Below are 13373 nucleotides of genomic sequence, written 5' to 3'. Positions count from 1 at the left end.
TAAATTACTGTCACACGACTGCAATAATTCCGTTATCTAATGCGGCGCAAGACAGTTAAATGACAAGAGGATTGAGCATGGTTGGCAGGAGCATTCTGATCGTTGACGACGAAGCGCCCATTCGCGAGATGATCGCCGTTGCGTTGGAAATGGCCGGCTATGACTGCCTGGAGGCGGAGAACTCCCAGCAGGCCCACGCCATTATCGTCGACCGCAAGCCGGACCTGATCCTGCTCGACTGGATGCTGCCCGGCACCTCGGGCATCGAGCTGGCCCGCCGCCTCAAGCGTGACGAGCTGACCGGGGATATCCCGATCATCATGCTCACCGCCAAGGGCGAAGAGGACAACAAGATCCAGGGCCTGGAGGTCGGCGCCGATGACTACATCACCAAGCCGTTTTCCCCACGGGAACTGGTCGCACGTCTGAAAGCCGTTTTGCGCCGTGCCGGCCCGACCGATGGCGAGGCGCCTATCGAGGTCGGCGGCCTGCTGCTGGACCCGATCAGCCACCGTGTGACCATCGACGGCAAGCCCGCCGAGATGGGCCCGACCGAATACCGCCTGCTGCAATTTTTCATGACCCACCAGGAACGCGCCTACACCCGTGGCCAACTGCTGGACCAGGTGTGGGGCGGCAATGTTTATGTGGAAGAGCGTACCGTCGACGTGCATATCCGCCGCCTGCGCAAAGCCTTGGGCGATGCGTACGAGAATCTGGTACAAACCGTGCGCGGCACCGGCTATCGGTTTTCCACCAAAGGCTGAGCCAGTCCCATTCCTCCCTTAACAGCTGACAAGGACGCATGTTTAAGTGAACCAGAACTGGCATGGCACCCTGATCCGCCACATGCTCCTGCTGATCACCGGCTGCCTGCTGGTAGGCCTGGTCAGCGGCTATTACGGCTGGAGCCTGGCCGTCGGCATTGCCCTGTACCTGGGCTGGACCCTCAAGCAATTGCTGCGCCTGCATGACTGGCTGCGCCAGCACAAACCCGACGAAGCACCGCCCGATGGCTACGGCCTGTGGGGCGAGGTGTTCGACAGCATCTACCACCTGCAGCGCCGCGACCAACGCGTACGCGGGCGCCTGCAAGCGGTGATCGACCGGGTGCAGGAATCCACCGCCGCGCTTAAAGACGCAGTGATCATGCTCGACAGCGACGGCAACCTCGAGTGGTGGAACCGCGCCGCCGAGACCCTGCTGGGCCTCAAGACCCCCCAGGACAGCGGCCAACCGGTGACCAACCTGGTGCGCCATCCGCGCTTCAAGGAATACTTCGAGCAGGAAAACTACGAAGAAGCCCTGGAAATCCCCTCGCCCACCAATGACCGCGTGCGCATCCAGCTGTACCTGACGCGCTACGGCAACAACGAGCACTTGATGCTGGTGCGCGACGTGACCCGCATCCATCAGTTGGAACAGATGCGCAAAGACTTCGTCGCCAACGTCTCCCACGAGCTGCGCACGCCGTTGACGGTGATCTGCGGCTACCTGGAGACGCTGCTGGACAACGTCGACGAGATCAACCCGCGCTGGAGCCGTGCCCTGCAGCAGATGCAACAGCAAGGCTCACGCATGCAGACCCTGCTCAACGACCTGCTGTTGCTGGCCAAGCTTGAGGCCACCGATTACCCCTCGGACAACCACCCGGTGGCGGTGCAAAGCCTGCTGCAGACCATCAAGAACGACGCCCAGGCCCTCTCAGGTGAGCGCGGCCAGCAGATCACCCTGGAAGCCGACACACAGGTGTTGCTCAAGGGCAGCGAGGGCGAGTTGCGCAGTGCGTTTTCCAACCTGGTGTTCAACGCGGTGAAGTACACCCAGGACAAGGGCAATATCCGTATCCGCTGGTGGGCCGACGAGCACGGCGCGCACTTGAGCGTGCAGGACTCTGGCATCGGCATCGACACCAAGCACTTGCCGCGCCTGACCGAACGCTTCTACCGCGTCGACTCCAGCCGCAACTCCAACACCGGCGGCACCGGGCTCGGCCTGGCCATCGTCAAGCATGTGCTGTTGCGCCATCGGGCACGCCTGGAAATCAGCAGCGTGCTAGGGCATGGCAGTACGTTTACCTGCCATTTCCCGACGACGCAGGTAACTCGTTCGCGGGTGATCGGCACAGATGAATAACTTGAAAACGACGCTGAGCTAAGGGTGGGAGCGGGCTTGCTCGCGAAGGCTGTGGGCCAGCTATGAATGTGTTGACTGACCCACCGAATTCGCGAGCAAGCCCGCTCCCACATTGGACTTGCAGCGTTTCCAAGAACGTATTCCTTGCCCCGCCCGGCAGCAGGCACTAGGCAAGCGCCCCATCAGCCGCTACATTGCCCGACTTGCGCCTGCCTTTCAGGCCCACCTGTCACCCCTTTTTGAACACACGGAACCCGCAAAACCCCATCATGGACCCTTCCCCTGGCATCACCGTCGCCACACTCTTCGCCGATTTCGGCATGATTCTTTTTGCACTGATCCTGGTACTGCTCAACGGTTTCTTCGTTGCGGCGGAATTCGCCATGGTCAAACTGCGCGCCACTCGGGTCGAGGCCATCGCCCACAAGAACGGCTGGCGCGGGCAGATCCTGCGCACCGTGCACAGCCAGCTCGACGCTTACCTGTCGGCCTGCCAGCTGGGTATCACCCTGGCGTCCCTGGGCCTGGGCTGGGTCGGTGAGCCGGCCTTTGCGCACATCCTCGAACCCATGCTGGGCGCCATCGGCGTGCAGTCACCGGAAGTGATCAAGGGCGTGTCGTTCTTTGCCGCCTTCTTCGTGATTTCCTACCTGCACATCGTGGTCGGTGAGCTGGCGCCCAAGTCCTGGGCGATTCGCAAGCCTGAACTGCTGTCGCTGTGGACGGCGGTGCCGCTGTATCTGTTCTACTGGGCGATGTACCCGGCCATCTACCTGCTCAACGCCAGTGCCAACGCTATCCTGCGCATCGCTGGCCAGGGCGAGCCTGGCCCGCACCATGAGCACCATTACAGCCGCGAAGAACTCAAGCTGATCCTGCACTCCAGCCGTGGCCAGGACCCAAGCGACCAAGGCATGCGCGTACTGGCGTCGGCGGTGGAAATGGGCGAGCTGGAAGTGGTCGACTGGGCCAACTCCCGGGAAGACCTGGTGACTCTGGACTTCAATGCCCCACTCAAGGAAATCCTCGCACTGTTCCGTCGCCACAAATTCAGCCGTTACCCGGTGTATGACGCGGTACGCAATGAGTTTGTCGGCCTGCTGCACATCAAGGATTTGCTGCTGGAACTGGCCGCCCTGGACCATATCCCCGAATCGTTCAACCTGGCTGAACTGACCCGCCCGCTGGAGCGCGTTTCGCGGCATATGCCGTTGTCGCAGTTGCTGGAGCAGTTCCGCAAAGGCGGCGCACACTTCGCTCTGGTGGAGGAAGCCGACGGCAAGATCATCGGCTACCTGACCATGGAAGACGTGCTGGAAGTGCTGGTGGGCGATATCCAGGACGAACATCGCAAGGCCGAACGCGGCATCCTCGCCTACCAGCCCGGCAAATTGCTGGTGCGTGGCGACACGCCGTTGTTCAAGGTCGAACGCCTGTTGGGCGTCGACCTGGACCACATCGAAGCCGAAACCCTGGCCGGCCTGATCTACGACACCCTCAAGCGCGTGCCGGAAGAGGAAGAAGTGCTGGAGGTTGAAGGCCTGCGGATCATCATCAAGAAGATGAAAGGGCCGAAGATCGTGTTGGCCAAGGTCTTGCTGCTGGACTGACCCTCACTTGCCCAATGCAAAATTGGGCAATGTCCCGACCGGCAGGTTGAACTCGTAAGGGATCGACACCAGCCCCGCCTCGGTGGCGCGCTGCACCACGAAGTGCAGGTGTGGCCCGCTGCTGTTGCCGGTATTGCCCGACAGCGCCAGCGGGCTTCCCACCGCTACCCGCTGCCCTGCCCGGACGCTGACCGAACCTTGCTTGAGGTGCAGGTACACACCCTGGGTGCCGTCATCGTGCTGTACCCGCACAAAATTCCCCGACGGATCAGGGCCACGTCCCAGTTGGTCATTGCCGATCTTCACTACCACCCCGGCCCGCGCGGCAATGACTGGCGTACCTTCAGGCATGGCGATATCCATGGCGTAGCGGCTCTTGGCATCGGTATGGCTGAAACTGCCGTTGGGGCCTTGGGTCAGGCGGAACGGGCCGCCTCGCCAAGGGAAAGGGTAGCGATAGGCTTGCTTCGTAGTGGGCACATCCAGCACCGGCCGCCTCACCCGCTCGACCCTGCGCTCCTGGATCACAAACGCCTGGGCGCCCGGGGTTTGCCGATCGCTGAAAAACACCACGCCATTGGCATCGGTGGATTTGTAGAGGGTCATGGCCTGGGTCGAGATGGCGACCGAGACCAGCACGCAGGACAGCAATAGGCGAAGGAGCATGGTGCGAACCTGCCGGGGTGACTGAACGGCAGGCTAGCAGCAGATCATGACAGCCCTATGCAGGCAGGGCGTTAAAACAGATATCCACATTCATCTGGGCGGCAGCCGAAAGATTGACCAATGCATCAAGAGAACACTTATCGATCTTGCCGTTGAGCACATCGTTCAGGCGAGGCTGACTGATACCCAGCCTTTGCGCCGCATCCTTCTGGGAAAGCTCCCAACCGCGAATGGTGTTGCACAACTCCAACAGCAACTTTGAGCGAAGGCGCATATTGGCGGCTTGCGCAGGCGTGTCCTCCAGAGCATCCCACACACAGTTGAAACGCTCGGTATGTAACTTTTGATTTGTCATGGGCTTAACCTAACTCCTGGAATCTGGCGCGAGCCAGTTCGATATCCCGCCCTTCGGTTTTCTGTGTGGTCTTGCGCAACGCGTGCAGCACGTAGACAGCTTCCGGCCGATTGACCACATAGAACACTCGAAACGCTCCCGATTCCTCAGTGATCCGGATCTCCTTGACGCCCCTCCCGATTGTTTTCATCGGCTTGCAATCAAAGGGCTGTTCACCCCGTTGCAAGAGATCCAACTGAAAACCGGCTGCCCTTCGGGCGTCGAGAGGAAAATCCTTGAGATCCTTGAGCGAGCTTCCTAGAAACACCACATCCTTGTGCCTTGGCATTGGCTTCTCCTTTCCTGGAAAGAAAAAGCGTAATCGACGATTCAGCCGAAAGCAGTGCAGGTTTGTTTCAAGGCATAGCAACGACTCGAGACCACTGAAGCCTTATCGAGAGACTATATCGAAACAGATATAAATCAAGCCATCTGACGGGAATCAGATGCTCGGTCAATTTCCGCTATTCAGGCGATCAAGCACCCGGCACAAAATGCTTCTGCGCCGTACCGCGCGCAATCAGCCGCGAGATGTAGTCCAGCTTCTGTGCATCCTGGTCGATAAAGCGGAAGGTCAGTTGCAGCCAGTCGCTGTCGGGCTTGGGCTCGTAGGCGACGATGGCGTGCAGGTAGCCGTTGAGGCGCGCGACTTCGGCATTCTCGCCCTGCTCCAGGTCGAGCACGGCGCTTTCCAGTACTTGGGGCAGGACTTCGCCGCGCCGCACCACCAGCAGCGCTTCCTTGATGCTCAGGGCCTTGATGACGCATTGCTGGGTGCCACTGGAGAGGCGCAACTGGCCCTGGCCGCGACCGCCCGCAGGCGTGGCAGCAGGTGCCGCTACAGGTGGACTATTGAGCAGGCCCTTGCTTGGCGCGGCCGCCACGGGGGCCGGCTTGACCGCTTCGGGCTTGCCGCCGGTCAGGGCGCTCAGGGAGTCGTTACCAAAGGCCGAGTTCATCTTGGTCGGCGCGCTGGCGATCAGTGCATCGAGACGACCGATCTTGTGCAGGGCCTGCTTGACCTTGTTCAGCAACTGCTCGTTGGTAAACGGCTTGCTGACGTAGCCGGAAACACCGGCCTGAATCGCCTGCACCACGTTTTCCTTGTCGCCACGGCTGGTCACCATCACGAACGGCATAGCCTTCAGGTGGGCTTGCTCGCGGCACCAGGTCAACAGTTCGAGGCCAGACATCTCCGGCATTTCCCAGTCACACAGCACCAGGTCGAAGGTTTCGCGCATCAGGATGGATTGCGCCTTTTTGCCGTTCACCGCGTCTTCGATCTTGATCCCGGGGAAGTAATTGCGCAGGCACTTCTTCACCAGGTCGCGAATAAACGAGGCGTCATCCACCACCAATACACTGACTTTACTCATCGACCCTTCATCCTATAAAAACTCGGCATGCAAAACGCCTGACTGATGGCATTTTGCCAAAACCCGCTAGTCACAGTAGGACTTATGGCGCCTGCTGTGTAAAAAATTCAGATGCCGCAAACGAAAACGCCCGGCCAGAGGCCGGGCGTTAATTTCTCGGGCAACCTTACTTATCGTCAGATTCGCCCGGAACATTAGGGATTAGATCAGCAGTGCCTTCAACTTCGGCCTTCATGCGCTTGAGGCCCATGTGCCGAACATCGGTGCCGCGCACCAGGTAAATCACCAATTCCGAGATATTGCGCGCGTGATCGCCGATACGCTCCAGGGAGCGCAGCACCCAGATGATGTTCAGCACCCGCGAGATAGAGCGCGGGTCTTCCATCATGTAGGTAGCCAACTCGCGCAGCGCGGTCTTGTACTCGCGGTCGATGGTCTTGTCGTACTGGGCCACCGACAACGCCAGATCGGCGTCAAAGCGGGCGAAGGCGTCGAGGGCGTCACGCACCATGTTGCGCACCTGGTCGCCGATATGGCGCACTTCCACGTAGCCGCGGGGCGCTTCGCCTTCTTCGCACAGCTGGATGGCGCGGCGGGCGATCTTGGTGGCTTCGTCGCCGATACGCTCCAGGTCGATCACCGACTTGGAGATGCTGATGATCAAACGCAGGTCGGAGGCCGCCGGCTGGCGACGGGCAAGAATGCGCAGGCATTCTTCGTCGATATTGCGTTCCATCTGGTTGATCTGGTCATCGATCTCGCGCACCTGCTGGGCCAGGCCCGAGTCGGCCTCGATCAGCGCGGTGACCGCATCGTTGACTTGCTTCTCCACCAGCCCGCCCATCGCCAGGAGGTGGCTGCGCACTTCCTCAAGCTCGGCGTTGAACTGCGCGGAGATGTGGTGGGTTAAGCCTTCCTTCGAAATCATAGTTTTGCTCCGCAAAAGCTGTAAGCCGCAAGCTACAAGCTGCAAGCTGATGTGTGTCGTGATCAAAATGCTTTTACTTGCCGCTTGAAACTTGCGGCTTGCAGCTGGGGCTAGCCGTAGCGCCCCGTAATGTAGTCTTCGGTCTGCTTCTTCGCCGGATTGGTGAACAGGGTGTCGGTATCGCCGAACTCCACCAGCTTGCCCATGTACATGAACGCGGTGTAGTCGGAAACCCGCGCCGCCTGTTGCATGTTGTGGGTCACGATAACGATGGTGAACTTGGACTTGAGCTCGTAGATCAGCTCTTCGACTTTCAACGTCGAGATCGGGTCGAGGGCCGAGCAAGGTTCGTCGAGCAGCAGCACTTCCGGTTCCACGGCGATGGTGCGGGCGATCACCAGACGCTGCTGCTGGCCGCCGGACAAACCGAGTGCCGATTCGTGCAGGCGGTCCTTGACCTCGTCCCACAGTGCCGCGCCCTTGAGGGCCCATTCAACCGCTTCGTCGAGGATGCGCTTCTTGTTGATACCCTGGATGCGCAGGCCGTAGACCACGTTTTCGTAGATAGTCTTGGGGAACGGGTTGGGCTTCTGGAACACCATGCCTACGCGGCGACGCAACTCGGCCACGTCTTCGCCCTTGCGATAGATGTTGGTGCCGTAGAGGTTGATCGCGCCTTCTACACGGCAACCGTCGACCAGGTCGTTCATGCGGTTGAAGGTGCGCAGCAATGTCGACTTGCCGCAGCCGGACGGGCCGATAAAGGCCGTCACGCGCTGCTTGGGGATGTTCATGCTGACGTCGAACAGCGCCTGCTTGTCGCCGTAGTACAGGCTCAGGCCCGGAACTTCGATGGCCACGGTTTCCTGGGCCAGGCTCAGGCTCTGTTTGTCGCGACCCAGGGCAGACATGTTGATGCCGTGGGAATGGTTTTCGTGTTGCATGGGATGCTCCCTGTGCTACCGATTCGTTGTGTGGGAGGGGGCTTGCTCCCGATGGCGGTGTGTCAGCTTGCACACTTGTTTCTGATACACCGCTATCGGGGGCAAGCCCCCTCCCACATTTGATCTGCGTTGAATTAGCTGTCGAGCGCTTTGTATTTTTCGCGCAGGTGGTTACGGATCCACACCGCCGACAGGTTGAGCGTGGCGATCACCAGTACCAGCAGCAAGGCGGTGGCGTACACCAGCGGCCGTGCGGCTTCGACGTTGGGGCTCTGGAAGCCGACGTCATAGATATGGAAGCCCAGGTGCATGATCTTCTGGTCCAGGTGCAAGTAGGGGTAATTGCCGTCCAGCGGCAGCGACGGCGCCAGTTTCACCACACCGACCAGCATCAGGGGCGCCACTTCACCGGCGGCGCGGGCCACGGCGAGGATCATGCCGGTCATCATCGCCGGGCTGGCCATCGGCAACACGATCTTCCACAGCGTTTCCGCCTTGGTCGCGCCCAGTGCCAGGGAGCCTTCACGCACGGTACGAGGAATCCGCGCAAGGCCTTCTTCGGTGGCCACGATCACCACCGGCACCGCCAGCAGTGCCAGGGTCAGCGAGGCCCACAGCAGGCCCGGGGTGCCGAAGGTCGGCGCCGGCAGGGCTTCGGCGAAGAACAGGCGGTCAACCGAACCACCCAGTACATACACAAAGAAGCCCAGGCCGAACACGCCGTAGACGATGGCCGGTACGCCGGCCAGGTTGTTCACGGCGATGCGGATCACCCGGGTCAGGGTGTTCTGCTTGGCGTATTCACGCAGGTACACCGCCGCCAGTACGCCGAACGGGGTCACGATCATCGCCATGATCAAGGTCATCATCACGGTGCCGAAGATGGCCGGGAAGATCCCGCCTTCAGTGTTGGCTTCCCGTGGGTCATCGCTGAGGAATTCCCAGACCTTGCTGAAGTAGAAGCCGATTTTGGTCATGGTGCCCATGGCGTTCGGCTGGTAGGCGTGCACCACCTTACCGATGCCGATTTCCACTTCCTTGCCGTTACCGTCGCGGGCAGTCAAGGCGTCACGGTTGAACTGGGCGTGCAGGTCGGCCAGGCGTGCTTCGATGTCCTGGTAGCGGGCGTTCAGCTCGGCGCGGTCGGCATCCATATCGGCCTGGGCGGCGGCGTCGAGCTTGCCTTCCAGTTCCAGTTTGCGACCGTGCAGGCGGATACGTTCGAGGCCGGCGTTGATCGCGCCGATATCGGATTTCTCCAGGGTCTTGAGCTGGGCCGCCAGCTTGTTCACGCGGTCCACGCGGGCTTGCAGCTCCGGCCACGCGGCTTCGCCTTCGGCGATGACCTTGCCGTCCTGTTTGACGTTGACCAGGGTGCCGTAGAAGTTGCCCCACTCACGACGCTCGATGGCCATCAGGTTGGTCGGCTTGGTCTGGTCCTTCAACCACTCGCCGACGATCCAGGTGAAGTCGTTGCCGTTCAGGTCGCGGTTACCGACCTTGATCAGCTCGCGGGTCATGAACTCCGGGCCTTGGTCCGGCACCGGCAGGCCCGCGCTTTTCAGGCGCTCACGCGGCACTTCTTCTTTCTGTACCACTTCGCCGATGACGATATGGTTGGCCTGGCCCGGCACGTTGTAGTTGGCCTGGATCAGGTCGGCCGGCCAGAAGTGGCCCAAGCCACGCACCGCAATCACAGCCAGCAAACCAATGGTCATGATGACCGCGATGGACACTGCGCCACCGCTGATCCAGACGCCCGGAGCGCCGCTCTTGAACCATCCATTCAGGGAGTTCTGTTTCACAGACTTCTACCTTTCTTAAAGCGACGAGTATTTCTTGCGCAGACGCTGACGAATCAGCTCCGCGAGGGTGTTCATGATGAAAGTGAACAGCAGCAGCACCAGCGCCGAGAGGAACAGCACGCGGTAGTGGCTGCCGCCGACTTCCGACTCGGGCATTTCCACCGCGACGTTGGCCGCCAGGGTGCGCAGGCCCTCGAACAGGTTCATCTCCATCACCGGGGTGTTACCCGTGGCCATCAGCACGATCATGGTTTCACCCACGGCGCGGCCCATGCCGATCATCAGCGCCGAGAAGATGCCCGGGCTGGCGGTCAGGATGACCACGCGGGTCATGGTCTGCCATGGCGTGGCGCCCAGGGCCAGGGAGCCCAGGGTCAGGCCGCGCGGCACGCTGAACACAGCGTCTTCAGCGATGGAATAGATGTTCGGGATCACCGCAAAGCCCATGGCCAAACCTACGACCAGGGCGTTGCGCTGGTCGTAGGTGATCCCCAGGTCGTGGGAGATCCACATGCGCATGTCGCCGCCGAAGAACCAGGTTTCCAGGTACGGGCTCATGTACAGCGAGAGCCAGCCCACGAACAGGATCACCGGAATCAGGATCGCACTTTCCCAGCCGTCCGGCACTCGCAGGCGAATCGACTCAGGCAAGCGGCTGAAGACAAAACCGGCGACCAGAATGCCAATCGGCAACAGCATCAGCAGGCTGAAAATCCCCGGCAGATGCCCTTCCACATACGGCGCCAGGAACAGGCCGGCGAAGAAGCCGAGGATCACCGTCGGCATGGCCTCCATCAGCTCGATCACCGGCTTGACCTTGCGGCGCAGGCTCGGAGCCATGAAGTACGCGGTGTAGATCGCGGCGGCAACCGCCAGTGGCGCCGCCAGTAGCATGGCGTAGAACGCGGCCTTCAAGGTACCGAAGGTCAGCGGGGCCAGGCTCATCTTGGGTTCGAAGTCGGTGTTGGCGGCAGTGGACTGCCAGACGTATTTGGGTTCGTCGTAGTTCTCGTACCAGACCTTGCTCCACAGCGCGCTCCACGAGACTTCCGGGTGCGGGTTGTCGAGCAGCAACGGTTGCAGCTTGCCACCCGCCTCGACGATCACACGGTTGGCCCGTGGCGACATGCCGAACAAACCCTGGCCGTCGACCACCGGGTCCACCAGCAGGGTGCGGTGGGCGGTGCTGTGGAATACGCCGAACTGGCCGGAGGCATCAAGGGCGGTGAAGCCTTTGCGGCGCTCCTCAGCAGTGATTTCGACGATGGGTGCAGTGCCCATCTGGAAGGTGCGGATCTGCTTCAGGCGTTGCTCGCCATCCGGGTCTCGCGCCATGAACCACTGGGCCAGGCCGCCCTTGGAGTTGCCGACGATCAGCGAGATACCGCCCACCAACTGGGTGCTGGCGGTGACTTCAGCCGCGCCGTCTTCCAGGAGTTTGTAACGACCGTTGAGGCTGTTGTCGCGCAGGCTGAACACATCGGCCAGGGCGCGACCGTTGATCACGTACAGCCATTGCTGGCGCGGGTCGACGAAGATGGCTTTCACCGGTTCAGTCATCTGCGGCAGCTCGATGCGCTTCTGCTCGCTGGTGACTTCACCGGTCATCATGTTTTCTTCGCGGCTCAACGACAGCACGTTCAGGTACGAACCTGCCGAACCGGCCACCACCAGGGTGGAATCAGTGGCGTTAAGCGCGACATGCTCCAGTGGGCGACCGGCCTCATCCAACACGATCGGCGTTTCGCCGTAAGGGTATTCAATCGCTGGGGTGATGGTCTTCTTGCCGTCCGGGTACGACACTTTATAGGTGTGGCGGAACACCAGGGACTGGCCATTGGACAAACCAAGGATCACCAGCGGGCTGCCCGGCTGGTCTTCACCAATAGAAGCAACGCTGGCACCGGCCGGAAGCGGCAGGTCGACACGCTTGAGCTCAGCACCGGTGTCCACTTCAAAGAACAGCGCCTGGCCCTTGTCGGAAACCCGCATGGCAACTTGGTTCTGTTCTTCGAGGGAGATCATCAACGGCTTGCCGGCGTCCTGCATCCAGGCGGGCGTCAGCGCGTCGTCCTTGGTCAACGAGGCGCCCTGGAACAGAGGCGCGACTACGTAGCCGAGGAAGAAGAAGATCAGGGTGATGGCGCCGAGGACGGCGAGGCCGCCGACCAGCACGTACCAACGGGTCAGGCGATCCTTGAGCGCGCGAATGCGGCGCTTGCGTTGCAGCTCAGGCGTATTGAAATCAATGCGCTTGGGAGGGGAAGTTGTCGTCATGGTGGAATTGGCCAGATCATTCATGCGCACACCCTAGCGATCCTGTATGACAGAAAGATGACAGTGCAGTGACGCAACAAATCCGCCGCGAAGCAAAGCTGGCAGCGGACTAGAAAATTCGGATGCGGAGCCGGTATACCGGCCCCGCAGAGGCAATCAGTTGCCTTCTTTCAGACCCAGGTCAGCCAGGGCCTTGGCGGCTACTTTGGCTGGCAGTGGGATGTAGCCGTCTTTCACCACAACTTCCTGGCCCTGTTTGGACAGCACCAGTTTCACGAACTCGGCTTCCAGCGGGGCCAGCGGCTTGTTCGGGGCTTTGTTGACATAAACGTAGAGGAAGCGCGACAGCGGGTATTTGCCGTTCAGGGCGTTTTCTTCGCTGTCTTCGATGAAGTCAGTGCTGCCTTTCTTGGCCAGGGCCACGGTCTTCACGCTGGCGGTTTTGTAGCCGATGCCCGAGTAACCAATGCCGTTCAGCGAGGAGCTGATCGACTGCACGACCGAAGCCGAGCCAGGTTGTTCGTTCACGTTAGGCTTGTAGTCGCCTTTGCACAGGGCTTCTTCCTTGAAGTAACCGTAGGTGCCGGATACCGAGTTACGACCGAACAGTTGCACTGGCTTGTTGGCCAGGTCGCCGGTCACACCCAGGTCGCCCCAGGTTTTCACGTCAGCTTTGGCACCGCACAGACGCGTCGAGGAGAAGATCGCGTCGACTTGTTCCATGGTCAGGTGCTGGATCGGGTTGTCCTTGTGCACGAACACAGCCAGGGCATCCACGGCGACCGGGATAGCGGTTGGCTTGTAGCCGTACTTCTGCTCGAAGGCCGCCAGTTCGGTGTCCTTCATCTTGCGGCTCATCGGGCCCAGGTTGGAGGTGCCTTCGGTCAGCGCAGGTGGCGCGGTGGCGGAGCCGGCAGCTTGAATCTGGATGTTGACGTTCGGGTATTCCTTTTTGTAACCCTCAGCCCACAGGGTCATCAGGTTAGCCAGGGTATCGGAACCGACGCTGGACAAGTTGCCCGACACACCAGTGGTCTTAACGTAAGCCGGGATTGCCGGATCAACACCAGCGGCCACCGCGTTGGCGGTCGCAACGCCAGCAGCGACAAAAGTCATTGCCGCCATCAAACGTTTCAGTTTCATGCCTTGCTCCTAGCAGATAGGGATAGTTGGATCGGGGCCAAGTATCAGGAGGCCGTGTGAACACTCTATGTCTGGAATGTGACAGTTAGATGAA

Annotated in this window: 12 protein-coding genes; 3 read left to right on the top strand and 9 right to left on the bottom strand. The window is 60.6% G+C overall.

Annotated features, from left to right (window positions below; translation table 11 throughout):
- The first annotated feature begins 77 nt into the window (after positions 1-77).
- From phoB to FRT59_RS11505, 3 genes are all read left to right on the top strand, one after another.
- On the top strand, positions 78-767 hold the full coding sequence (gene phoB, locus FRT59_RS11515; protein WP_003176964.1) for a phosphate regulon transcriptional regulator PhoB: 690 nt from the start codon (positions 78-80) through the stop codon (positions 765-767).
- Positions 768-849: 82 nt separating this feature from the next.
- Positions 850-2136, top strand: a complete 1287-nt coding sequence (gene phoR / locus FRT59_RS11510) for a phosphate regulon sensor histidine kinase PhoR (RefSeq protein WP_153837567.1) — start codon at positions 850-852, stop codon at positions 2134-2136.
- A gap of 269 nt (positions 2137-2405) precedes the next feature.
- Positions 2406-3746, top strand: coding sequence for a hemolysin family protein (locus FRT59_RS11505; RefSeq protein ID WP_034116459.1), 1341 nt, complete (start codon positions 2406-2408; stop codon positions 3744-3746).
- Positions 3747-3749: 3 nt separating this feature from the next.
- Here FRT59_RS11505 and FRT59_RS11500 read toward each other — a convergent pair whose 3' ends face one another.
- The 9 genes from FRT59_RS11500 to FRT59_RS11460 all read right to left on the bottom strand — a co-directional run bounded on the left by FRT59_RS11500 (position 3750) and on the right by FRT59_RS11460 (position 13279).
- Positions 3750-4412 carry a peptidoglycan DD-metalloendopeptidase family protein gene (locus FRT59_RS11500; RefSeq protein ID WP_153871269.1) on the bottom strand — a complete coding sequence of 221 codons (663 nt, stop codon included), beginning with the start codon at positions 4410-4412 and terminating at the stop codon, positions 3750-3752.
- 55 nt (positions 4413-4467) lie between these two features.
- Complete coding sequence (locus FRT59_RS11495) at positions 4468-4767, bottom strand: helix-turn-helix domain-containing protein (protein WP_153871268.1); 300 nt, start codon at positions 4765-4767, stop codon at positions 4468-4470.
- Positions 4768-4771: 4 nt separating this feature from the next.
- A complete protein-coding gene (locus tag FRT59_RS11490; protein WP_153871267.1) occupies positions 4772-5095 on the bottom strand; it encodes a type II toxin-antitoxin system RelE/ParE family toxin in 324 nt (107 codons plus the stop codon).
- A gap of 187 nt (positions 5096-5282) precedes the next feature.
- Positions 5283-6182 carry a response regulator gene (locus tag FRT59_RS11485; protein WP_153871266.1) on the bottom strand — a complete coding sequence of 300 codons (900 nt, stop codon included), beginning with the start codon at positions 6180-6182 and terminating at the stop codon, positions 5283-5285.
- A gap of 166 nt (positions 6183-6348) precedes the next feature.
- Entirely contained in the window at positions 6349-7110 is a 762-nt protein-coding gene (phoU, locus tag FRT59_RS11480) for a phosphate signaling complex protein PhoU (protein WP_034116464.1), read from the bottom strand.
- A 110-nt stretch (positions 7111-7220) separates the two neighbouring features.
- Positions 7221-8054, bottom strand: coding sequence for a phosphate ABC transporter ATP-binding protein PstB (gene pstB / locus FRT59_RS11475; RefSeq protein ID WP_034116465.1), 834 nt, complete (start codon positions 8052-8054; stop codon positions 7221-7223).
- 134 nt (positions 8055-8188) lie between these two features.
- Positions 8189-9859 carry a phosphate ABC transporter permease PstA gene (gene pstA / locus FRT59_RS11470; RefSeq protein WP_034116466.1) on the bottom strand — a complete coding sequence of 557 codons (1671 nt, stop codon included), beginning with the start codon at positions 9857-9859 and terminating at the stop codon, positions 8189-8191.
- 15 nt (positions 9860-9874) lie between these two features.
- A complete protein-coding gene (locus tag FRT59_RS11465; RefSeq protein ID WP_198809684.1) occupies positions 9875-11908 on the bottom strand; it encodes an ABC transporter permease subunit in 2034 nt (677 codons plus the stop codon).
- 384 nt (positions 11909-12292) lie between these two features.
- Entirely contained in the window at positions 12293-13279 is a 987-nt protein-coding gene (locus FRT59_RS11460) for a phosphate ABC transporter substrate-binding protein PstS (RefSeq protein WP_017135798.1), read from the bottom strand.
- Positions 13280-13373 lie beyond the last annotated feature (94 nt).

It is taken from the genome of Pseudomonas haemolytica, from assembly GCF_009659625.1.
In the GTDB taxonomy this organism is placed as follows: domain Bacteria; phylum Pseudomonadota; class Gammaproteobacteria; order Pseudomonadales; family Pseudomonadaceae; genus Aquipseudomonas; species Aquipseudomonas haemolytica.
Note: the sequence above shows the minus strand (reverse complement) of the source record. Positions and strands in the feature narration are given on the sequence as shown.

What these genes read in the sequence shown, in the direction of transcription:
- phoB (WP_003176964.1), top strand. Translation starts at nt 78, where the DNA reads ATGGTTGGCAGGAGCATTCTGATCGTTGACGACGAAGCGCCCATTCGC.
- phoR (WP_153837567.1), top strand. Translation starts at nt 850, where the DNA reads ATGCTCCTGCTGATCACCGGCTGCCTGCTGGTAGGCCTGGTCAGCGGC.
- FRT59_RS11505 (WP_034116459.1), top strand. Translation starts at nt 2,406, where the DNA reads ATGGACCCTTCCCCTGGCATCACCGTCGCCACACTCTTCGCCGATTTC.
- FRT59_RS11500 (WP_153871269.1), bottom strand. Translation starts at nt 4,412, where the DNA reads ATGCTCCTTCGCCTATTGCTGTCCTGCGTGCTGGTCTCGGTCGCCATC.
- FRT59_RS11495 (WP_153871268.1), bottom strand. Translation starts at nt 4,767, where the DNA reads ATGACAAATCAAAAGTTACATACCGAGCGTTTCAACTGTGTGTGGGAT.
- FRT59_RS11490 (WP_153871267.1), bottom strand. Translation starts at nt 5,095, where the DNA reads ATGCCAAGGCACAAGGATGTGGTGTTTCTAGGAAGCTCGCTCAAGGAT.
- FRT59_RS11485 (WP_153871266.1), bottom strand. Translation starts at nt 6,182, where the DNA reads ATGAGTAAAGTCAGTGTATTGGTGGTGGATGACGCCTCGTTTATTCGC.
- phoU (WP_034116464.1), bottom strand. Translation starts at nt 7,110, where the DNA reads ATGATTTCGAAGGAAGGCTTAACCCACCACATCTCCGCGCAGTTCAAC.
- pstB (WP_034116465.1), bottom strand. Translation starts at nt 8,054, where the DNA reads ATGCAACACGAAAACCATTCCCACGGCATCAACATGTCTGCCCTGGGT.
- FRT59_RS11465 (WP_198809684.1), bottom strand. Translation starts at nt 11,908, where the DNA reads ATGCAGGACGCCGGCAAGCCGTTGATGATCTCCCTCGAAGAACAGAAC.
- FRT59_RS11460 (WP_017135798.1), bottom strand. Translation starts at nt 13,279, where the DNA reads ATGAAACTGAAACGTTTGATGGCGGCAATGACTTTTGTCGCTGCTGGC.